General features: G+C 67.8%; 13 protein-coding genes and 3 rRNA genes. 6 read left to right on the top strand and 10 right to left on the bottom strand.

Annotation, left to right across the window (positions count from 1 at the left end; genetic code table 11):
• Positions 1 to 138: 138 nt before the first annotated feature.
• The gene (locus DFP74_RS10680; protein ID WP_233570909.1) at positions 139 to 903 is read right to left on the bottom strand and encodes a helix-turn-helix transcriptional regulator; all 765 of its coding nucleotides are present in this window, start codon (positions 901 to 903) and stop codon (positions 139 to 141) included.
• A 489-nt stretch (positions 904 to 1392) separates the two neighbouring features.
• On the opposite strand from DFP74_RS10680, the gene DFP74_RS10685 reads away from it, so the two are divergent.
• Positions 1393 to 1701 (top strand): hypothetical protein, encoded by a 309-nt coding sequence (locus tag DFP74_RS10685; RefSeq protein WP_121181550.1) that lies wholly within the window; start codon positions 1393 to 1395, stop codon positions 1699 to 1701.
• Between the two features lie 415 nt (positions 1702 to 2116).
• On the opposite strand, the gene DFP74_RS10690 is transcribed toward DFP74_RS10685, so the two are convergent.
• From DFP74_RS10690 to DFP74_RS10725, 8 genes are all read right to left on the bottom strand, one after another.
• A complete protein-coding gene (locus DFP74_RS10690; protein WP_121181551.1) occupies positions 2117 to 3283 on the bottom strand; it encodes an ABC transporter ATP-binding protein in 1167 nt (388 codons plus the stop codon).
• Positions 3280 to 5001: an iron ABC transporter permease gene (locus tag DFP74_RS10695; protein WP_121181552.1), complete on the bottom strand. Its 1722-nt coding sequence runs from the start codon at positions 4999 to 5001 to the stop codon at positions 3280 to 3282. The genes DFP74_RS10690 and DFP74_RS10695 overlap by 4 nt, the downstream gene beginning before the upstream one ends.
• The gene (locus DFP74_RS10700) at positions 4998 to 6038 is read right to left on the bottom strand and encodes an iron ABC transporter substrate-binding protein (protein WP_121181553.1); all 1041 of its coding nucleotides are present in this window, start codon (positions 6036 to 6038) and stop codon (positions 4998 to 5000) included. Before DFP74_RS10700 ends, DFP74_RS10695 begins: the two co-directional genes overlap by 4 nt.
• 374 nt (positions 6039 to 6412) lie before the next feature.
• Positions 6413 to 6528, bottom strand: a 5S ribosomal RNA gene (gene rrf, locus DFP74_RS10705).
• 112 nt (positions 6529 to 6640) lie between these two features.
• Positions 6641 to 9732: ribosomal RNA gene (locus DFP74_RS10710) — 23S ribosomal RNA — on the bottom strand.
• Positions 9733 to 10059: 327 nt separating this feature from the next.
• Positions 10060 to 11592: ribosomal RNA gene (locus DFP74_RS10715) — 16S ribosomal RNA — on the bottom strand.
• The 16S, 23S and 5S rRNA genes sit together here, the layout of an rRNA operon.
• Positions 11593 to 12313: 721 nt before the next feature.
• On the bottom strand, positions 12314 to 12628 hold the full coding sequence (locus DFP74_RS10720; protein ID WP_121181554.1) for a hypothetical protein: 315 nt from the start codon (positions 12626 to 12628) through the stop codon (positions 12314 to 12316).
• Positions 12629 to 12739: 111 nt separating this feature from the next.
• Positions 12740 to 14389, bottom strand: a complete 1650-nt coding sequence (locus tag DFP74_RS10725) for a molybdopterin-dependent oxidoreductase (protein WP_121181555.1) — start codon at positions 14387 to 14389, stop codon at positions 12740 to 12742.
• A gap of 148 nt (positions 14390 to 14537) precedes the next feature.
• On the opposite strand from DFP74_RS10725, the gene sigK reads away from it, so the two are divergent.
• The 5 genes from sigK (at position 14538) to DFP74_RS10750 (ending at position 18876) form a co-directional block, all read left to right on the top strand.
• Positions 14538 to 15143: an ECF RNA polymerase sigma factor SigK gene (gene sigK, locus DFP74_RS10730; protein WP_233570910.1), complete on the top strand. Its 606-nt coding sequence runs from the start codon at positions 14538 to 14540 to the stop codon at positions 15141 to 15143.
• Positions 15140 to 15883, top strand: coding sequence for an anti-sigma factor domain-containing protein (locus tag DFP74_RS10735; protein ID WP_121181557.1), 744 nt, complete (start codon positions 15140 to 15142; stop codon positions 15881 to 15883). The genes sigK and DFP74_RS10735 overlap by 4 nt, the downstream gene beginning before the upstream one ends.
• Positions 15884 to 16079: 196 nt before the next feature.
• Positions 16080 to 17726, top strand: a complete 1647-nt coding sequence (locus tag DFP74_RS10740; protein WP_121181558.1) for an AMP-binding protein — start codon at positions 16080 to 16082, stop codon at positions 17724 to 17726.
• 187 nt (positions 17727 to 17913) lie between these two features.
• The gene (locus tag DFP74_RS10745) at positions 17914 to 18399 is read left to right on the top strand and encodes a MarR family winged helix-turn-helix transcriptional regulator (protein WP_199725599.1); all 486 of its coding nucleotides are present in this window, start codon (positions 17914 to 17916) and stop codon (positions 18397 to 18399) included.
• Positions 18400 to 18642: 243 nt separating this feature from the next.
• A complete protein-coding gene (locus tag DFP74_RS10750) occupies positions 18643 to 18876 on the top strand; it encodes a hypothetical protein (protein ID WP_121181560.1) in 234 nt (77 codons plus the stop codon).
• A gap of 31 nt (positions 18877 to 18907) precedes the next feature.
• Here the strand turns inward: DFP74_RS10750 and DFP74_RS10755 are convergent, their stop codons facing one another.
• Positions 18908 to 20137: a PHB depolymerase family esterase gene (locus DFP74_RS10755; protein ID WP_121181561.1), complete on the bottom strand. Its 1230-nt coding sequence runs from the start codon at positions 20135 to 20137 to the stop codon at positions 18908 to 18910.
• Between the last annotated feature and the right edge of the window lie 165 nt (positions 20138 to 20302).

Consider the following 20302-nt stretch of genomic DNA (forward strand, 5'->3'; position numbering starts at 1 on the left):
CTTTCGTTGGTACTGACACGGCCCCCGACCGGGGGTCCGTAGAGAACTTTATGAGGTTGTCACCTAGCACACTAGCAAGCATTCTCGGGGGCTCCCCGCCACCGTGGACCGATTCACACCAACTTCCGCCGGGCCCGGTCAGGTCAGCAGGGCCATGCGGCGGAGAATGCCCGCGCTGGCCTGCGGCGACGCCGCGACACGGGCGAGTCCGTCCCACACCCGCCGACACTCGCGAACCGCTTCCTCCGACTCGACGATGGCCCCGCCCTGGGTCGCGTCGACGTAGGCCAGGGCGGCCTCGTCCTCGTCGAACTCCAGGACGGAGAACGGACCCGCGGCACCCGGATGCGGGCCGGCCGAGGTCGGCAGCAGCTGGATGGTGACGTGGTCGCTCCCGGCGGCCAGTTCCACCAACCGGGTGGTCTGCGCCCGCAGGAGGTCGAGGTCGGAGGAGACCCGCTGGAGGGCGTCCTCCTCCACGATGGCGTGGTAGCGCGCCAGCCCGCCCTGGTCGAAGATCTCCTGGCGCTTCAGCTGGGCCGCCACCATGCGCTCGACACCGCGCTCGTCGTGCCCCAGGGCCCCGGCGACCACGGCCGTGTAGTCGGGCACCTGGAGGAGGTCGGGCACGAGGAGGCCCGCGTAGCACTGGACCGCCACCGCGCCCGCCTCGTTGCCGACGTAGGCCGAGGAGAGCACGTCCTCGTACTCCGTCCACCACGGGCGCAGCCTGGACTCGCGGACGAGCGTCAGGATCGCCTCACGCTGCCCTCCGGTCACTCCGTACAGACGCAGGAGCGCCGAGATCTCCATGACCGACGGCCACTTGCGGATCCCGGTCTCGATGTGGCCCAGCTTGGCGGGCGACCACTCCAGCTCGTCGGCGACGTCGCTGAGGGTCATGCCGGCCTGCATACGGCGACGGCGGAGTTCGGCGGAGAGTCGGCGACGACGAACCGTGGGGCTGGCCATAACGCGGATCCAATGACACGGAGTGAGGTGGTAGACCTCCAGCGAAACATGGCGCCTAGCATCTAGCAATGCGTTTCTAGAAGACAGCGGTGGATTCGATGCATTAAGGCGCCTGAACTCCGGCCTGATCGGACGCCAAAACCCCGGGCCGTCACGAAGCGTCGCGATGAGTTCCGGGCCGAAGTCACATCAACCCCATCCGAAGAACCGACTTAACAGTCGCCACATCGATCACTCAAGCCACTAGAGTCACCCAGCCGGACCGCCCACGTGCGGACGCCCGTGGGGCTCACGGAGCCGACGGGGATGTTTGTCCAGTTCTGTCGGCTACGTCTCAACCCGATGCCTGAGGGAAGAAACCGCGTACGATGCTTGAGGTGCCCGCCCCGGCGGGCGTACCCGCACACGCAGAGGAAACCCATGAGCCACCCCATAGACGACACCGAGCAGCTGATCGCGAACGCGGAGGCCCAGATGCCTCCGAGCACCCGGTCCCGGCTCATCGCGAAACTCCGCATGGGGAGGCACATCGACGACGCCGCAGCCGAACTGGACATCAGGCCCAAGCAGGTCTTCTCCACGGCGCGGATCCTCACCCCCTTCGGCGACCAGCTCGACGCCACCCTCACCGAGCAGCGCGACCCCGCGCTGCCGCACGGCACCGTGACGGGATACAACAAGCGCTGCCGCTGCCCCGAGTGCCGCAGCGCCCTCCAGCAGCGCGTCTGACGGCCACGACCGCGAGCGGCGTCCGCGCGGGGCCCGCCGCCTCCACAGAGGCCGCTGAGGGCCGCTCATCGGCCGCCGCCATCGCTCCGCACGGGCGGCGTAGGGGAGGCCGCACCGGACACCGACCGCCACAGGACCCGCGGGCGGCGGGCTCCCGTCCGGGCCGGCGACGGTCCGGAGCAGCCATTCCCCTCTCCCGTCCGTCCTTCCGACAACCTGCCATCACGAGCGGTTAACCCAGACTTCTCACACCAATTCGGCCACCAGAGGCTTATTGGTCGCCAGTCTGGGGAGACCGCAGAACATGAGCGAGCATGTTGACTGGTCCAGCATGAGCGAAGAGGACTTCGTGGCGCTGCTGCGGCAGCTGATCGAATCCCCGGAAGCCGACGAAGACTGAATAGCGGCCCCGAATTCACCGGCGCCTCGACACCACCGCGTCTTCGGCCCCTCTGGGGTCCCGATCCCAGGCCCGCGCCCGGTCACCGGTGAAGAAGGAGACCTCTCCCGACACCCGAACGCGCACCAGCGCGCCCACCTCCGGTGCCGGGCGGCGGTGGGACCGTGCCCTGACCCTGGTCCCGCAGTCATCCACCACCAGGTGGACGACGGTGTCGTGTCCCGCGAAGGTCACCTCGGCCACCCGGGCGAGGACCCCGTCCTCCCGCGCGCCCGGCGCGAACGCGCGGGACGTCGCGGTGTGCTCCGCGAACTCGACCCGCTCGGGCCGTAGCACCACGGTGCCCGGCCCCTCGTTCCCCGGGGCGGACCACTCCCCATCGTGCGCCAGCGTGCCCAGCGCGCACTGGACGCGGCCCGCGCGCAACTCTCCCGGGAGTACCACGGTCTCCCCCAGGTAGCCGGCGAGCCCGGCGTCACGGGGGTACTCGTAGACGTGCCGCGGCGTGCCTTGCTGCACGATCTCCCCGTCCCGCATCAGCGCCACGTGGTCGGCCGTGGACAGCGCCTCGCCGGGATCATGGGTGACCAGGAGTCCGGTCACCCCCGCCGTCCGGAGGACGTCTCGAACCTCGGCCCTCAGGTCGGCGCGCAGCGTCGGATCCAGAGCGTTGAAGGGCTCGTCGAGCAGGATCAGCTCCGGTTCGGGCGCCAGCGCCCGGGCGAGCGCGACCCTCTGCTGCTGCCCGCCAGAGAGCTCGTGCGGCATCCGCCGCCCATAGCCCGACAGGCCGACCAGCTCCAGGACCTCGGCCGTCCTGGCCCCGCGGGTGCTCCTGGCGCCCGTCCGCTCGCGCCACCGCCGCCCGAGCCCGAAGGCGACGTTGCGCGCCACCGACAGGTGGGGAAACAGAGCGCCCTCCTGGGGCACGATCCCGATCCCGCGCCGCTCCGGCCGGACGTGCACGCCGTTCCCGTCGGCCAGGCGCCGACCGCCGACCGCGATCGTGCCGCCGTCGGGGCGCTCGAACCCGGCTACGAGTCGGAGCAGCGTCGTCTTACCGCACCCGGACGGACCGAGCAGGGCGCCGAACGAGGAGTCGGACACCTCCAGGTCGACGCCGCGCAGGACACTCGTGGTTCCGAAGCGCTTGCGCACACCTTCGACGACGAGGGCGCTCATGGCTCATCCCTTCTCTCCCCAGCCCACCGGCCGAGGACGAACGCGGGTACGGACGCCAGGACGATGAGCATCATGGCGTAGGGCGCGGCCGCGGCGAAGCGGCCCACGTTGGTGGCCGACCAGAGGCGCATGGCGATGGTCTCGGTCCCGGTGGGGTGCAGCATCAGGGTCACCGGCAGCTCCTTCATGCACGCCAGGAAGACCAGGGTGGCGCCGGCCGCGAGGCCGGGGAAGGCCAGCGGCAGTGTGACCCGGCCGAACACCTGGGGTGCGCCGTGCCCCAGGCTCCGGCCGACCTCCTCCAGCGCGGGCGCGGACTGGGCGACGGCGCTGCGCACCGAGCCGACCGCGGCCGGCAGGAAGAGCAGGGCGTAGGCGAGGACGAGCAGAGGCGCCTGCTGGTAGAGCGGATGCGCGTAGGTGACGGCGAAGTACACCAGCGCGACGGCCACCACGACGCCCGGCATCGAGTAGCCCGTCCAGGTGGCCCCCTCCAGCAGGCGGGGGACCCGGCCGCGGTGGCGGGCGGCGAGGATGCCCACAGGCAGGGCGAGGACCAGTGTGACCACCGCGGCGAGTGCGGACAGCCCCAGCGTGGTGAGCGCGGTCTCGGCCATCCGCTGCGGATCGAGTCCGGCCGAGGAGCCGCGCACGATCCAGTACGCGAGCATCGCGACGGGGAACACCAGCGCCGCCGCGGCCACCGCGACGAACGGCAGCACCAGGAGCGCGCCGACCACGCCCCGAACCAGGGCGGCGACCGCCGGAGGGCGGTTCCCGGCCAGGTGTCCCGCCGGGTCGAGTGGAGGCCGTCGCCTGGTGCTCCCGGACCCCAGGCGGCTGAACCGCGCCCTGCCCCGCGCACGGGCCTCACCCCACAGCACCAGCAGAGTGACGGCGACGAGGACGAGACTGAGGGAGGCGGCACTCGCCAGATCGAAGCGGTTGCGGAAGTCGTTGTAGATCACCCGGGTGAAGGTGTCGTAGCGCATGGTCGCCACGGACCCGAAGTCCGACAGCACGTAGAGCGCGACCAGCAATGCGCCGGCGGTGGCCGAGGGCTGGACGTGGCGGAGCGTCACGCGAAGGAGGACGTGGACCGGCCCGCTGCCGAGCGAGCGGGCGATCTCCTCCTGGTCCCGGTCGGACCGGCCCAGCGCGGCCGCCACCGGCAGGAACACGTAGGGGTAGCAGCACAGGGTGAGGACGATGGCCGAACCGGCGAAACCGCGGAACTGGGGGAGTGCCTCCATCCACACCATGGCGGCGACGTAGCTGGGAATAGCGAGGGGGAGCGTGGCGACCAGCCCCCACACGCGCCCGCCGGGCAGCCGGACCCGCGTGACGAGCAGGGCCAGGGCCGTTCCGACGACCAGGCTGGCGAGGGTGACGGTCGCGGTGAGCCCCAGGCTGTTGCCGAGGAGCTGCAGGGTGCGTGCGCGCAGGAGGTTCTCGGCGAGGGCCGCGGGCCCCGCGGACAGGGCCTGGAACACCACGTAGCCCAGGGGGAGGACCGCCAGCGCTCCGGTGGCGCCGGCGAGGAGGTACAGCGGCAGGGCGAGCGGGAGACGGCGCCGGAGCGGCCCGGCCAGTCGGCCGAGGCGACCACCGGGGCGGGCCCGGTCCCTGGTGCCCGCGCCCTGCGACGCGCCGGCGCCGGCGCCGCTCCCGGTGTGGGAGGGCTCCGGCGCCGTCCGTCCGTGGTGGACGCGCGTCACTCCAGACCCGCCTCGCGGATCATGTCGATGGAGGTGTCCAGGTCACTGAGGTCGCTGAGGTCGATGTCCGGCTGCTGGAGGGATTCCAGCTCCACGAGCCCGTCGGCGAGTTCGATCCCGGGGACGAGCGGGTACTCGTAGGTGTTCTCTGCGAAGAAGGTCTGGCCCTCCTCACTCAGAAGGTAGTCCAGGGCCTGCTGCGCACCTTCGGGGTTGGCCGCGCCCGCCGTGATCCCGGCGCCCGCGACGTTGACGAGCCCGCCGGCGTCGCCGTTGGTCAGGTAGTGGAGCTCGGAGGTGACGGCGTCCTCGCCCATCTCCGCCCGACGCTCGTACCAGTAGTAGTGGTTGTTGAGGCTGAGATCGATCTCGTCGTTCTCCAGGGCGTCCAGCTGCGCTCGGTTGTTCTCGTAGAGCTGGACGTCGTTGGCGGCCATGTCCTCCAGCCACTGCTGTGCGACGTCGTCGCCCTCGATGACCCGCAGCGCGGTGACGAACGCCTGGAACGAGCCGTTGGTGGCGGCGAACCCGACCCGGCCATTCCACTCCTCGTCCGTGAGGTCCAGGACGCTATCGGGAAGCTCCTCGACGTCCGCCGGGTCATAGGCGAAGACGCGGGACCGTCCGGAGAGTCCGACCCAGCGTCCACCGCCGTCGCGGTACTCCTCGGCGACGAGGTCGGTCGTCTCCGCGGGGAGCTCGGCGAGCAGCCCCTCCTGGACGAGCAGGCCGAGCGCACCGGCGTCCTGCGCGATGAAGAGGTCCGCGTTGGTCTGATCACCTTCGGTGACGATCTGGTTGGCCATCTGCGCGGTGTCGCCGTAGCGCACCTCGATGTCCAGGCCGGTCGCTTCCCGCATCATGTCGATGACGGGGTCGATCAGTTCCTGGTCGCGACCCGAGTAGATGGTCACCGCTTCCGCGGAGGCGTCACCGCCGCCGGGCTCGGAGTCGTCGGTGCCGCACGCGGAGGCGATCAGCGCGAAGACGGGAACCGCCACCGCCGCAAGCCGCAGTCGTCGGGGGATGGAGCGCATTGGTTGATTCTCCTGCCAAGTGCATGGACGTCAAGACTCGGCCGGCCCGAGTGGAACATAGGTGAGCCTAATTCAGGGAAGGCTCACCTTACAATCCCTCACCCCAAGTAATCACTGTTTACGATGAAATCGGCGGTACTGACATTTGCCCAGATCACACCGCACGCATGTCCGCATCGTGCACCGTAAATAGTTACGTAGAGTGACCATTCAGGGCTTCTCCAGGGGCCGGACCCGAGCCGATCCCACACGCCCAGCCGGAGTTGCCGACAGGTCGACGACCCACCCACCCACAGCGATTCACAAACGCACAAACTTGGGCACAAAAAAAGGGGAGAAGCCACCCCACAAGGCGACCCCTCCCCCAAAAAAAACCGTGGCAGCAACCTACTCTCCCACCCCACCACAGGGCAGTACCATCAGCGCAAGGAGACTTAACGACCGGGTTCGGAATGAGACCGGGTGTGACCCTCCCACCATAACCACCACGGAAACCAAACACCCACCACAAACCCAGCTCAACCCCACAAAAGGGGAACCAGATCCACAACGGGAAAACCGTAGGAAATGTGAAAAATATGCGCGAGCACCCAATTATCTGCAGCGGACAAGCCCTCGGCCTATTAGTACCGGTCAGCTCCACCCCTCACAGGGCTTCCACACCCGGCCTATCAACCCCGTCGTCTACAGGGAGCCTTACCCTCTCAAAGGAGGCAGGAGACCTCATCTCGAAGCAAGCTTCCCGCTTAGATGCTTTCAGCGGTTATCCCTCCCGAACGTAGCAAACCAGCCATGCCCTTGGCAGGACAACTGGCACACCAGAGGTTCGTCCGTCCCGGTCCTCTCGTACTAGGGACAGCCCTTCTCAAGTCTCCAACGCGCACAGCGGATAGGGACCGAACTGTCTCACGACGTTCTAAACCCAGCTCGCGTGCCGCTTTAATGGGCGAACAGCCCAACCCTTGGGACCAACTCCAGCCCCAGGATGCGACGAGCCGACATCGAGGTGCCAAACCATCCCGTCGATATGGACTCTTGGGGAAGATCAGCCTGTTATCCCCGGGGTACCTTTTAGCCGTTGAGCGACACCGCTTCCACACGCCGGTGCCGGATCACTAGTCCCAGCTTTCGCTCCTGCTCGACACGTCCGTCTCACAGTCAAGCTCCCTTGTGCACTTACACTCAACACCTGATTACCAACCAGGCTGAGGGAACCTTTGGGCGCCTCCGTTACTCTTTGGGAGGCAACCGCCCCAGTTAAACTACCCACCAGACACTGTCCCCGAACCGGATCACGGTCCAAAGTTAGATGCCCGAAACAGTCAGAGTGGTATTTCACCAACGCCTCCACCGCCACTAGCGTGACGACTTCACAGGCTCCCACCTATCCTACACAAACCATCCCAAACACCAATGTCAAGCTATAGTGAAGGTCCCGGGGTCTTTCCGTCCTGCTGCGCGAAACGAGCATCTTTACTCGTAGTGCAATTTCACCGGGCCCATGGTTGAGACAGTGGGGAAGTCGTTACGCCATTCGTGCAGGTCGGAACTTACCCGACAAGGAATTTCGCTACCTTAGGATGGTTATAGTTACCACCGCCGTTTACTGGCGCTTAGATTCCCAGCTTCGCAGGCCGAAACCCACTAACCAGTCCTCTTAACGTTCCAGCACCGGGCAGGCGTCAGTCCGTATACAGCGTCTTACGACTTCGCACGGACCTGTGTTTTTAATAAACAGTCGCTTCCCCCCGCTATCTGCGACCCCACCCAGCTCAGGCCGTAAAGACCATCACCAGACAGGGCTCCCCTTCTCCCAAAGTTACGGGGACAATTTGCCGAGTTCCTTAACCATGGTTCACCCGAACGCCTCGGTATTCTCTACCTGACCACCTGCGTCGGTTTAGGGTACTGGCCACACACGAACTCGCTAGAGGCTTTTCTCGACAGCATGGGATCACTCACTTCACCGAAAACGGCTCGGCATCACGTCTCAGCCTCACGGTGTGCGGATTTGCCAACACACCGGCCTACACGCTTACCCCCGGACAACCACCGCCGGGTAGAGCTACCCTCCTGCGTCACCCCATCACTTACCTACTACAACATCGGTTCCCAGACCAGCCACAACCTCGACCCGAAGGTCTCAGAAGGAGCCGGCGTGGTTAGCATCCGTCGCCTCGGTACTGGGCGCTCGTGCACGGGTACGGGAATATCAACCCGTTATCCATCGACTACGCCTGTCGGCCTCGCCTTAGGTCCAGACTCACCCTGGGCGGATTAACCTGCCCCAGGAACCCTTAGTCAATCGGCGGCAACGTTTCTCACGTTGCTTTCGCTACTCATGCCTGCATTCTCACTCGCACACCCTCCACCACACGATCACTCGGCAGCTTCTCCGGATGCACGACGCTCCCCTACCAACCCAAGAACAAGTCTTGAGCTTCACAGCTTCGGCGGTGTACTTAAGCCCCGCTACATTATCGGCGCAGAACCACTTGACCAGTGAGCTATTACGCACTCTTTAAAGGATGGCTGCTTCTAAGCCAACCTCCTGGTTGTCTGGGCAACTCCACAACCTTTCCCACTTAGCACACGCTTAGGGGCCTTAGCTGATGATCTGGGCTGTTTCCCTCTCGACTACGAAGCTTATCCCCCGCAGTCTCACTGCCACGCTCTAACTTAACCGGCATTCGGAGTTTGTCTGACGTCAGTAACCTTGTAGGGCCCATCAGCCAAACAGTAGCTCTACCTCCAGCAAGAAACACGTGACGCTGCACCTAAATGCATTTCGGGGAGAACCAGCTATCACGGAGTTTGATTGGCCTTTCACCCCTACCCACACCTCATCCCCCAGGTTTTCAACCCTGGTGGGTTCGGGCCTCCACGAGGTCTTACCCCCGCTTCACCCTGGACATGGGTAGATCACTCCGCTTCGGGTCCACAGCATGCGACTCAAACGCCCTATTCAGACTCGGTTTCCCTACGGCTACCCCACACGGGTTAACCTCGCCACACACCATGACTCGCAGGCTCATTCTTCAAAAGGCACGCCATCACCAAAGACAAGCTTCAGCTCTGACGGCTTGACAGCACACGGTTTCAGGTACTATTTCACGACCCCTCACCGGGGCACTTTTCACCTTTCCCTCACGGTACTAGTGCACTATCGGTCATCAGGACGTATTTTGGCTTAGCAGGTGGTCCTGCCAGATTCACACGGAATTTCACGGGCTCCGCGCTACTCGGGAACACACCAACACCTAGCCGGCAACTTCGTCTACGGGACTCTCACCCACTACGGTTCCGCTTCCCAACGGATTCAACTATCACCAGCATCAGCGCTCCGGGCCGACAGACCCGAAAAGATGCGCCCCACAACCCCGCACACGCAACGACTGCCGTCTATCACACGCATACGGTTTAGCCTCTTCCCCGTTCGCTCACCACTACTAGGGGAATCACTTTTGTTTACTCTTCCTACGGGTACTGAGATGTTTCACTTCCCCGCGTCACCACCAACCACCCTATACATTCAGGTGGCGGCAACCCGACACAACTCGGGCTAGGTTTCCCCATTCGGACACCCACGGATCAAAGCTCGGTTGACAGCTCCCCGTGGCCTATCGCGGCCTCCCACGTCCTTCATCGGCGCCTGATGCCAAGGCATCCACCGTGTGCCACTATCACTTGGCCACTACAGATAATAAGATGCTCGCGCACACTATTCACAAATCAAAACACCAACCGCACACCCTCATACCACTCCACACAAGGAGAGTTCCTCAGGGCGGTCCGCGGGAAACAACACCGGCCACCAACCCCCCACATGTGGGGAGCAAGCAGCCCAGGGTTGCTTCCTCAGACACCCAACAGCGCGCCCCCTGGCGCTTCTAGTCACCAGGGGCAAAGTTCGATTCCTTCAAGCCACTCCCGACACCAGCACAGACAACCTGTACCGGCCGGGTCCACTTTCGAGTCCGGCCAACCATAGGAAAGAGTTGGCCTTTGAAAGACTCCTTAGAAAGGAGGTGATCCAGCCGCACCTTCCGGTACGGCTACCTTGTTACGACTTCGTCCCAATCGCCAGCCCCACCTTCACTCATTCCCTCCCCGAAGGGTTAGGCCACAAGTTTCGGGTGTTGCCGACTTTCATGACGTGACGGGCGGTGTGTACAAGGCCCGGGAACGTATTCACCGCGGCGTTGCTGATCCGCGATTACTAGCGACTCCACCTTCATGGGGTCGAGTTGCAGACCCCAATCCGAACTGAGACCGGCTTTTAGGGATTCGCTCCACCTTACGGTATCGCACGCCCATTGTACCGGCCATTGTAGCATGTTTGCAGCCCAAGACATAAGGGGCATGATGACTTGACGTCGTCCCCACCTTCCTCCGAGTTGACCCCGGCAGTCTCCCATGAGTCCCCACCATTACGTGCTGGCAACATGGAATAAGGGTTGCGCTCGTTGCGGGACTTAACCCAACATCTCACGACACGAGCTGACGACAGCCATGCACCACCTGTCACCCACCAACTAAATGACCCCACATCTCTGCAGGTCCACGGGTGATGTCAAACCTTGGTAAGGTTCTTCGCGTTGCGTCGAATTAAGCAACATGCTCCGCCGCTTGTGCGGGCCCCCGTCAATTCCTTTGAGTTTTAGCCTTGCGGCCGTACTCCCCAGGCGGGGCGCTTAATGCGTTAGCTACGGCGCGGAAACCGTGGAAAGTCCCCACACCTAGCGCCCAACGTTTACGGCATGGACTACCAGGGTATCTAATCCTGTTCGCTCCCCATGCTTTCGCTCCTCAGCGTCAGGTAAGGCCCAGAGACCCGCCTTCGCCACCGGTGTTCCTCCTGATATCTGCGCATTTCACCGCTACACCAGGAATTCCAGTCTCCCCTACCTACCTCTAGCATGCCCGTATCCACTGCAGAACCGGAGTTAAGCCCCGGTCTTTCACAGCAGACGCGACACGCCGCCTACGAGCTCTTTACGCCCAATAATTCCGGACAACGCTCGGACCCTACGTATTACCGCGGCTGCTGGCACGTAGTTAGCCGGTCCTTATTCCCCACCTACCGTCAACCCCACGAGAACGTGGAGCCTGCGTTGGTGGTAAAAGAGGTTTACAACCCGAAGGCCGTCATCCCCCACGCGGCGTCGCTGCGTCAGGCTTTCGCCCATTGCGCAATATTCCCCACTGCTGCCTCCCGCAGGAGTCTGGGCCGTGTCTCAGTCCCAGTGTGGCCGGTCGCCCTCTCAGGCCGGCTACCCGTAATCGCCTTGGTAGGCCTTTACCCCACCAACTAGCTGATAGGCCGCGAGCCCATCCCTGACCGATAAAACTTTCCACCGTCCACCATGAGGTGGCCGGTCGTATCCGGTATTAGACGGCGTTTCCACCGCTTATCCCAGAGTCAGGGGCAGGTTGCTCACGTGTTACTCACCCGTTCGCCGCTCGTGTACCCCGAAGGGCCTTACCGCTCGACTTGCATGTGTTAAGCACGCCGCCAGCGTTCGTCCTGAGCCAGGATCAAACTCTCCATAAAGGTCATACAACCCTAACCCGGCCACCGCGGACGGTACCTGGGCGGGTGAACCTAGAAGTAATCCTGACCGACCATCTTGCGATGGCCAATCAAAGGAACCCTTCACACCGAAGTGTGACGGGGCCAAAACAAACATGGCTTAAAGAAATTCAAACACGCGCTGTTGAGTTCTCAAGAAGCAACCGCTCATCCCGTACAAGCCCCGGTGCCGTTTCCGGCCCGTTCGCTCTTCCGTGGAAGGCTGTCTTGTCTGCGTTTCCACCGCTGTGAGCGGCTTGGACGCTTCGTTGTGTCTTTACTTTATCAGGTGTTCCGTGCCCCGCCAAATCGGCGGTTTCGGAGCAATTGATCGGGGTAAAGCCCGTTTCGCTTCTTCCGACCCGGCGAATTCGCCCGGCCTTTGAAGCAACTCCCTGAGCTTACCGGAGCCGAGGCACTGCTCGAACCCGTTGGTCCAGGGAAGGTGGTCGCCTGATCCGGTCCGGTTCCGAGCCGGCCCCTGAGGGCCGCTCGCCGTCCCGTGGCGACTCGGAGAACACTACCCCCAGCGCGCCCCTCCGGCAAACCGCGACGCCTGTGCCGCCGGTCACTTCGCGCTCGCACACAGACGAGCCGCGATCCCCGTACTCCGCGGGGACCGCGGCTCGGGACGCCCGTTCGCCGGGAGCCGTGAGGGGGCACTCCCGCGGGCGCTCCCCCGGGTGGATTCAGGGGACGGAGATCAGCTCTCGTCGTCCTCCATCATCTCCTCGTCCTCCATGTGCTCCTCGTCCATGTCCTCGCCCATGGAGTCCTCTTCCATATCGGCGTCGTCCATCGATTCGTCGTCCATGGCGTCCTCTTCCATGGACTCTTCCTCCATGCCCTCGTCGTCCATGGAGTCCTCCTCCATGTCCTCGTCCCCCATCTCCTCGCTTTCCACCGACGGATCGTCGGAGGCGGTGTCGTTGCAGGCGGCGAGCGCGAACATGGCGGTGAGGGAGATGGCTCCGGCGGCCAGGAGCCGGCGCAGGGTGTTCGTGCTGGGTGCGTTCATCGATCGGGCCTCTGATTTCGTCACTCGGTGCGGTGTTGCGTGCGGTGCCGGCCATGACCGCGGCCGGCGGCTCCCGCGCTCGTAGCACGGGAAGTGCGATGTGGTCCCGGGCTAGGCCACGGTGACCTGGACCGTGTGCTGCCCGGTGGCGCCGTCCGGAGCCACCGGCGCCGGCTCGTCGGTCTGGGTGGCGCCGTCGCGGTCGGTGGCCCGGACCGCGATCTCGTGGTCGCCCGGCTCGGCGTCCCACTCGTAGACCCACTGGCGCCAGGTGTCGGCGGTGTCCTCCTCGGCGAGCTCGGCCTCGTGCCACGCTCCGCCGTCCACGCTGACCTCGACCCGGTCGATGCCGGTGGTCTGGGCCCAGGCCACACCGGCGATGGGCACGGTGCCGCCGGTGAGCGAGTCGCCGGCGCGCGGGGTCTCGATACGGGACTGGGTCTTGATCGGTCCCCGTGCCGACCACCCCCGGGGGACCCAGTAGGCGTCGAAGGCGTCGAACGTGGTCAGTTCGATCTCCACGAGCCACTTGCAGGCCGAGACGTAGCCGTACAGGCCCGGCACGACCATGCGCACCGGGAAGCCGTTGTCGTGGGGGAGCGGCTCACCGTTCATCCCGAGGGCGAGCATCGCGTCGCGCCCGTCCATGACGTCCTCGACGGGCGTGCCGATGGTCATGCCGTCGGACGAACGCGAGACGAGCTGGTCGGCGCGTCCGCCCCGCGAGGGCGGGACCACGCCCACCTCGGCCAGCAGGGCCGCCAGCGGCACGCCGATCCACCGCGCGTTGCCGATCAGGTCACCGCCGACCGGGTTCGAGACGCACGCGATGGTGATGTCCCGTTCCACGAGGTCGGAGCGGTTCACCAGGTCGTCGTAGCCGTAGGTGCGCTCCTCGACGCCGCTGCCGTGGATCCGCAGGGACCAGGTCGAGGCGTCCAGCCGGGGGACGGAGAGCGCGGTGTCGATGCGGTAGAAGTCCTCGTTCGGGGTGAAGAACGAGGAGAGGCCGTCGAGCTCCAGGTCGGCGCCGTCCGGCAGAGGCGCCGCCGGGTCGGACGGGCGGGGCAGGCTGATGTCGCCCACACCGGTGCGCGTGCCCGGTCCCGAGGCCGCGAACAGCCGGGCCGCCGTCCCCGCACCGGCGGAGGCGGCGGCCGCCGCGCCCGCGAGCAGGGCGAAGCGGCGGCGGTCGAACCCGGGGCCGTCCCCGGCCTCCCCGGCCTCCCCGCTGTTACCGGGCTCACCGGGCTCACCGGCGTTCCCGCTCGGCTCGGAGCCGGCCGGGACCCGTACGCCCTCCACGGGCGCACTCGCCGCCCCGGTGTTCAGCAGCAGGGTGAGGAGGAGGTAGCAGGCGGCGATCCCCACCAGGGTCGGCACGGTGTCGAGGACGCCGGCGCCCGGCCGGGTCAGGACGGCGGCCAGGCCCACCGCCGCGAAGGCGGCGATTCCGGCCGCGCCGATCCAGCGGCGCCGTCCGGCGGCGGCGCCCAGCAGGGCGGCGGCCACCACCATGATCGCGCCCATGCCGACGAACAGGGCGAGCTTGTCCGCGGTCCCGAAGGTGTCGACCGCGAACTGTTTGACCGGCAGCGGTGTCAGATCGACCGCGGCGTCGCCGACGGCCAGCAGCGGCGTCATGTCGGAGCGGCCCATGATGACCGCGACGACCTCGGCCACCGCGACCGCGGCGCCGCCGGCGACGAGGCCCGAGACCGCGGCCGGAAGCCGGGGCGTGGTGCGGGTGGTGTCGAACATGCCCTGGGTTCGGGGCCGATGATGGGAGGGAGACCGCCATCCAGGTCACGAACGGGTAAACGTCCGCGGGCTCGACCGTCGCTCCGCGGCGGTCGGCGCCGAATGGTCGGTGACGGTACAGGGAGAGGGTCGGTGAGCAGTGGATCGGTTGAGAGGCGTCAGAGCCGCCGGGGACGGCGGGGTCGCGCACGGGGCCGCGCCCCCGGAGGACGGTCTGGCCGCTTCGCTGCGGCAGGCGGCGGTCGGTGACCTGGCGGCGTTCGAGCGGGTGTACCGGGAGTTGTCCGGGCCGGTGTTCGGCGTGGTGCGGCGGGTCCTGCTCGACGTGGCGCAGGCGGAGGAGGTGACGCAGGAGGTGTTCCTGGAGGTGTGGCGCCAGTGCGCGCGCTTCGACGCCGAACGGGGGAGTGTGCGCTCGTGGGTGCTGGTGATCGCGCACCGCAGGGCGGTCGACCGGGTCCGCTCGGAGGAGGCCGCCGCCGCGCGTGTCTCGGCCGCGGGCCGGCTCGAACCGGAGCGGACCCCGGCCGACGGGGTCTCGGAACAGGTGGAGCACCGGTTGGAGCGGGAGAAGGTGCGCCGCTGTCTGCGCCGGCTGACCGACGTGCAGCGCGACGCCGTGCGCCTGACGTACTACACGGGCTACACCCAGCGTGAGGCGGCCGACCTGCTCGATGTCCCCTTGACCACGGTGAAGGGCCGCCTGCGCGACGGTCTGATCCGGCTGCGCGACTGCCTGGGGGTGAGCGTATGAGCGAGAACTGCGCGCACGGGCTGATCGCCGGTTACGCCGTGGACGGCCTGGACCCGGAGGAGGCCACGGCCACCGAACGGCACCTCGCCGAGTGCGAGGACTGCCGGCGCGACCTCGTGGAGTTCCGCGAGACTCTGGTGCGGCTGGCGTACGCGGAGTCGGACCGGCCCTCGGACGCGGTGTGGACGCGCGTGCGGGCCGCCGCGGAGCGGACCCGCCAGGAGGCCCCGGTGGTGGAGGTCCCCGGCCCGGGCGCCACGGTCACCGCGGTGCCCACCGTGCTCCGGTGGCGCCGTCGGCTGCCCTGGCTGCTGGCGGCCGCGTGCGCCCTGGCGGCGGTCGTCCTGGGGGCGGGCCTCGTGTCGATGCTCCGCGACATGGACGCCATGCGCCAGGAGTCCTCGCAGGTCGAGGCGCTGTTGTCGGCGCCGGACACGAGCGTGCACGAGGGGCCGTTGGGGGAGGGGGCGCGGGCGACGGCCTACACCTCCTACGAGATGGACGCGCTGATGTTCGTCGTGGACGGCCTTCCGAGCGCTCCGGAGGGCATGGAGTACCAGATGTGGTACGTCGACCCGGACGACGACATGCGGTCGGCGGGGATGCTGAAGCCCACGGAGGAGGGTCTGCACTCCGGCATGGCCAAGGACATGGGGGCCCCGATCCAGGTCGGGGTCTCGTTGGAGCCGGAGGGCGGGATGCCGGAGCCGAGCGGGCAGCCGATGAAGTTCGACCTGTGAGCCGACGGGGCGGGCCGCCGCCCCGTCGGTGAACTCACCGGGATGACAAGGACGCGGGAGTGGCGGCGCACGCTCCGGGGAAGACACGGAGTGCGGCCGTCTCCTACGGTCGCAGTACTCCGCGGAGCGACCAGGCGAGGGCTCCGCGACACGGCGCGGAGCGCTTCGCCTGTCCCCGTCCCTCCCCGGAGACATCATGGCGTCTGACGTCAGGCACCCGTCGGCCCCCTCCCCCCTGCGTTCGACCCTGCGGACCGTGCGCGTCCTGGTCCGCGCCGGGGTCCTCAGCGCCGGTCGCCCCGACCGGATCCTTCGGCAGCTGCGGGCCCTGCGCACGTGGGGCGCGACCGTGGCCGGCGGCTACGCGGCCGCCACCGAACGCGTCCCGGACCACGTGTCGGTGATCGACGACCACGGGCCGACGACCTTCCGCGAGATGGACCTGCGCGCCCGGCTGCTGGCGGTGGAGCTGGCCGGGGCCGGGGTGCGTCCCGGGATGCGCGTGGGCGTGCTGTGCCGCAACCACAGCGCGTTCGTGCAGACGATGGCGGCGTGCGGTCGCCTCGGGGCGGACTGCGTCCTGCTCAACACGGGGCTGGCCGCGGCGCAGGTGGCGGCCGCGGCGGCCGACCACGACCTGGCCGCCCTGGTGGCCGACGCCGAGTTCGAGGACCTGTACGAGGGTGTGGCGGCGCGGATCCCGCGGTTCACGGCCTGGGGTGAGCCCTCCGTTCCGGGGCCGCGCGTGCCGTGGCGTGCCACGGAGATCACCGACGGCCTGGTGGAGCCCGCGCCGCCGGAGAGCCCCGGGCGGCTGATCGTGCTCACGTCGGGGACGACGGGCACGCCCAAGGGCGCCCGGCGCCCCACGCCCAGGGGGCCGCAGGACGCGGCTTCGGTCCTGTCGCGGATCCCGTTGCGCTCCTCGGACCGGATCCTGGTCGCGGCGCCGGTCTTCCACACCTGGGGTCTGGCCGGGGTGCAGTTGGGGATGTCGATGCGGGCGACGCTGGTCATGCGCCGCCAGTTCGATCCGGAGGACGTGCTGCGGGCGGTGGCCGAGCACCGCTGCACGGCGGTGTTCGCGGTGCCGGTGATGCTGCGCCGGATCATGGACCTGCCGCCGCGGGTGCGGGCGGCCTACGACACGTCGTCGTTGCGCGTGGTGGCGTGCAGCGGTTCGGCGATGAGCCCGAAGCTCATCACCGAGTTCATGGACGAGTTCGGGGACGTGCTCTACAACCTGTACGGCTCGACGGAGGTGTCGTGGGCGACCATCGCGACCCCGGAGGAGATGCGGCGGTCGCCGACCACGGCGGGCCGGCCTCCGCTGGGGACGCGGTTGGCGGTCCTGGACGCCGACGGGGTGGAGGTCCCGCCGGGGACGGAGGGGTCGATCCACGTCGGCAACGAGATGCTCTTCGAGGGGTACACGAACGGCGGGACCAGGGACGTCGCGCACGGGTTGATGGCGACCGGCGACCGCGGCCACGTGGACGGGGACGGATTGTTGCACGTGGCCGGGCGGGACGACGACATGATCATCTCCGGTGGTGAGAACGTGTTTCCGCGACCGGTGGAGGAGCTGATCGTGACGCTGCCGTCGGTGCGTGAGGTGGTGGTGACGGGTGTGCCGGACGAGGAGTTCGGGCACCGGTTCGCGGCGTTCGTGGTGCCCTACGAGGGGATGGCGGTCGATCCGGACGAGATCCGGCTGATGGTCCGCCGGGAGCTGGGCCGCTTCTCCGTGCCGCGGGACGTGGTGCTGCTCGACGAGCTTCCGCGCAACGCGACCGGCAAGGTGGTGAAGCGTCGGCTGCCGACCGATCCCTCGCCCCGGTAGCGGCGGAGGGGAGCCCACGGGCGGCACTGGCCCGTCCCGGTGGCGGCGGACGGCACACCCACGGGCGGCGCCGGCCCGTGCCGGTGGCGCCCCCGGCACGCCCCGCCGCGGCCTTGGGTGAAGTTTCCTCGTACCCGAGGCAATTGTGGTCTTTGACATCGACCCACCGGTTACTACGATGTGCCCGATGTCCGAGAAAGCTCCCACCCCTGGCGGAGACTTCCCTCTCCCACCCGTCGACGAGCAGATGTGCTTCGCGCTGTACGCCGCGTCGCGTGCCGTCACGAACCTCTACCGTCCGCTTCTGGAGCGGATGAACCTCACGTATCCCCAGTACCTGGTGATGATGCTCCTCTGGGAGCGCCGGGACTGTCCGGTCAAGGACATCGGTGCCGTCCTCCAGCTCGACTACGGCACCCTCACTCCGCTGCTCAAGCGTCTGGAGACCAGGGGGCTGGTCAACCGCGACCGCGACCCCGGGGACGAGCGCTCGGTCCGGGTCACCCTCACCGAGGAGGGCGCCCGGCTGCGGTCGCTCGCGGAGGGCGTGCCCGAGGCGGTGGGCGAGGTCATCGCCCTGCCCTCCGACGAGTTCGAGACGACCCGCCTGTCCCTGCGCCGCCTCACGGAGAACGTGCTCTCCGGTGAGGCGCGGCTGCCCGGCCAGGGCTGAGACCTCCGTCGCGGCGACCGCCGGACGGACGGCGGACGCGACGACGGCGGAGACGGGTGCCACGGGGGTCGTACCCGTCCTCATCGCGTGTGGGCGGACCCTGGAGTCCGCCCACACGTACTCGTGCGCCGGGACGTGTTCCGTGCGGATCACCCTGTCTCCCGGTGCCGCCCGGTGCCGCCCGGTGCCGCCCGGTGCGTCGATTCCCCCGCCCGCCGGCGGGACATGCCCTAGGTTGGGGGCATGACCATCTGGGCGTCGGACAACCGCAGCGGGCAGGTGCGCGAGGCTCTCACCATGCTCCTGTCGCAGGGCGTGATCGATGACTTCCGTATCCGCCCGGACGAGGAGTTCCCCTTCCAGGTCCAGGTGCCGGCCGGGCTCGTCCCGATGACCGAGCACCAGGCGGCGCACTTCGCCCTGGGAGCGACGGTCGCCCACTTCGGGCGGCTGGCCCGCGGCGAAGGAGACCTCTGACCGCTGTCGGCTTCGGACACGGCCGACGCCCTCAGCAGGCGCCCGGTGTGTGCTCCCAGTGGCCGGGGGAGGTCTCGGTCAGCGCGGTGGTGACGAAGACGTTCCACAGGCCGAGGGGATCGTCGGATCCGACCGCGTAGGCCAGGCCGGAGCGCTGGACCGCACGCCCCTCCCGAACGTGGTCGTAGTTGCTCGCGGTCACGCACTCACCCGGGTCCTCGGTCGGACTCGGCGTGGGGTCCGGGCCGTCGGTCGGATCGGGGCCGGTGCCCGCGTCCAGCCCCCAGAAGCCGACGGTGTACCCGGTGGAGCAGACGGTGTCCAGGAAGTAGGCGCCGGCCGTGCCGCAGCCCTGACCGGGGTCCACGGGCGTTCCGTGCCCCATGCCGGAGACTCGGAAGTGCGCGACGGCCGCCGTGGCCGCCGAACCGCCGTGGTAGTCGGCGGTGGTCCCGCCGGGCAGCTGTTCCGTGGCGTCGGGGGTGCCGTCCAGCCCGTGGGCGTTCGTCCACTGGCTCACGCTCGCGGCGCCGTTGGCCGGGACGACCGTGGTGTCGGCGGTGCCGTGCCACACGGCGACGCGCGGCAGTGGCCCGTTCCACCCGGGGTTCTTGGCCCGTACCGCGTCGCCCCACTGTTCCGGCGTCCTGGTGCTGCCCGGGTTCATGCAGGAGAAGGCGTCGATCATGCCGGTGGCGCACCCGACCGGGATGCCCGCCACGACGCTGCCGCCGGCGAAGAGGTCGGGGTAGGCGGCGAGGAGTTCCGCGGCCATGGCGCCGCCCGCGGAGAGCCCGGACACGTGGACACGGTCGGCGTCGAGCCCTTCGGCGGCGACGGCGTGCTCCACCATGGACCGGACGGACCGGGCCTCGCCGGAGTCGCGGGCGACGTCGCCCGGCTGGAACCAGTTGAAGCAGGCGTTGGCGTTGTTGGCGGACCGCTGCTCGGCGTAGACGAGGGCGAACCCGTGGCGGTCCGCGTACTCGGCCCAGCCGGAGTTGGCGTGGTAGGTGGACGCGTTCTGAGCGCAGCCGTGCAGGAGGACGACGAGCGGAGCGCCGTCGGGCAGCCCGTCGGGGACGTAGGAGTACATGCCGAGGGCGCCGGGGTCGGCGCCGAACGAGGTGACCGGCGTGAGCGTGGCCGCTGATGCCCGTGGGGCGGCGGTGAGCAGGACGGCCGCGACCGTGGCGACGACGGCGGTCAGGGCGGTGAGGACGACGGCGAGTCGTCGGACGGTCGGAGTCGGGGGGTGCAAGGGGGCCTCCGGGGGGGGTGGGGCCGAACGGGGGGAGCTTCGGCCGAACTCCGTGGCCCGGAGACTAGTGCGGAGGTGACCTGGGCGACATGTCGGTGAGGCCCCGGTCGTCGGCCGGGCGGGCGTGGGATCACCACAGTCGCGCTCGGCCACATGGGCGGCGTC

The sequence above is a fragment of the Nocardiopsis sp. Huas11 genome (assembly GCF_003634495.1).
Lineage (GTDB): Bacteria > Actinomycetota > Actinomycetes > Streptosporangiales > Streptosporangiaceae > Nocardiopsis.

Excerpts from the sequence above, each read along its gene's own strand:
- DFP74_RS10690 (WP_121181551.1), bottom strand. The coding sequence starts at position 3,283 with ATGAGCGCCCTCGTCGTCGAAGGTGTGCGCAAGCGCTTCGGAACCACG.
- DFP74_RS10685 (WP_121181550.1), top strand. The coding sequence starts at position 1,393 with ATGAGCCACCCCATAGACGACACCGAGCAGCTGATCGCGAACGCGGAG.
- DFP74_RS10740 (WP_121181558.1), top strand. The coding sequence starts at position 16,080 with ATGGCGTCTGACGTCAGGCACCCGTCGGCCCCCTCCCCCCTGCGTTCG.
- DFP74_RS10700 (WP_121181553.1), bottom strand. The coding sequence starts at position 6,038 with ATGCGCTCCATCCCCCGACGACTGCGGCTTGCGGCGGTGGCGGTTCCC.
- DFP74_RS10680 (WP_233570909.1), bottom strand. The coding sequence starts at position 903 with ATGACCCTCAGCGACGTCGCCGACGAGCTGGAGTGGTCGCCCGCCAAG.
- DFP74_RS10745 (WP_199725599.1), top strand. The coding sequence starts at position 17,914 with ATGTCCGAGAAAGCTCCCACCCCTGGCGGAGACTTCCCTCTCCCACCC.
- DFP74_RS10725 (WP_121181555.1), bottom strand. The coding sequence starts at position 14,389 with ATGTTCGACACCACCCGCACCACGCCCCGGCTTCCGGCCGCGGTCTCG.
- DFP74_RS10720 (WP_121181554.1), bottom strand. The coding sequence starts at position 12,628 with ATGAACGCACCCAGCACGAACACCCTGCGCCGGCTCCTGGCCGCCGGA.
- DFP74_RS10750 (WP_121181560.1), top strand. The coding sequence starts at position 18,643 with ATGACCATCTGGGCGTCGGACAACCGCAGCGGGCAGGTGCGCGAGGCT.
- DFP74_RS10735 (WP_121181557.1), top strand. The coding sequence starts at position 15,140 with ATGAGCGAGAACTGCGCGCACGGGCTGATCGCCGGTTACGCCGTGGAC.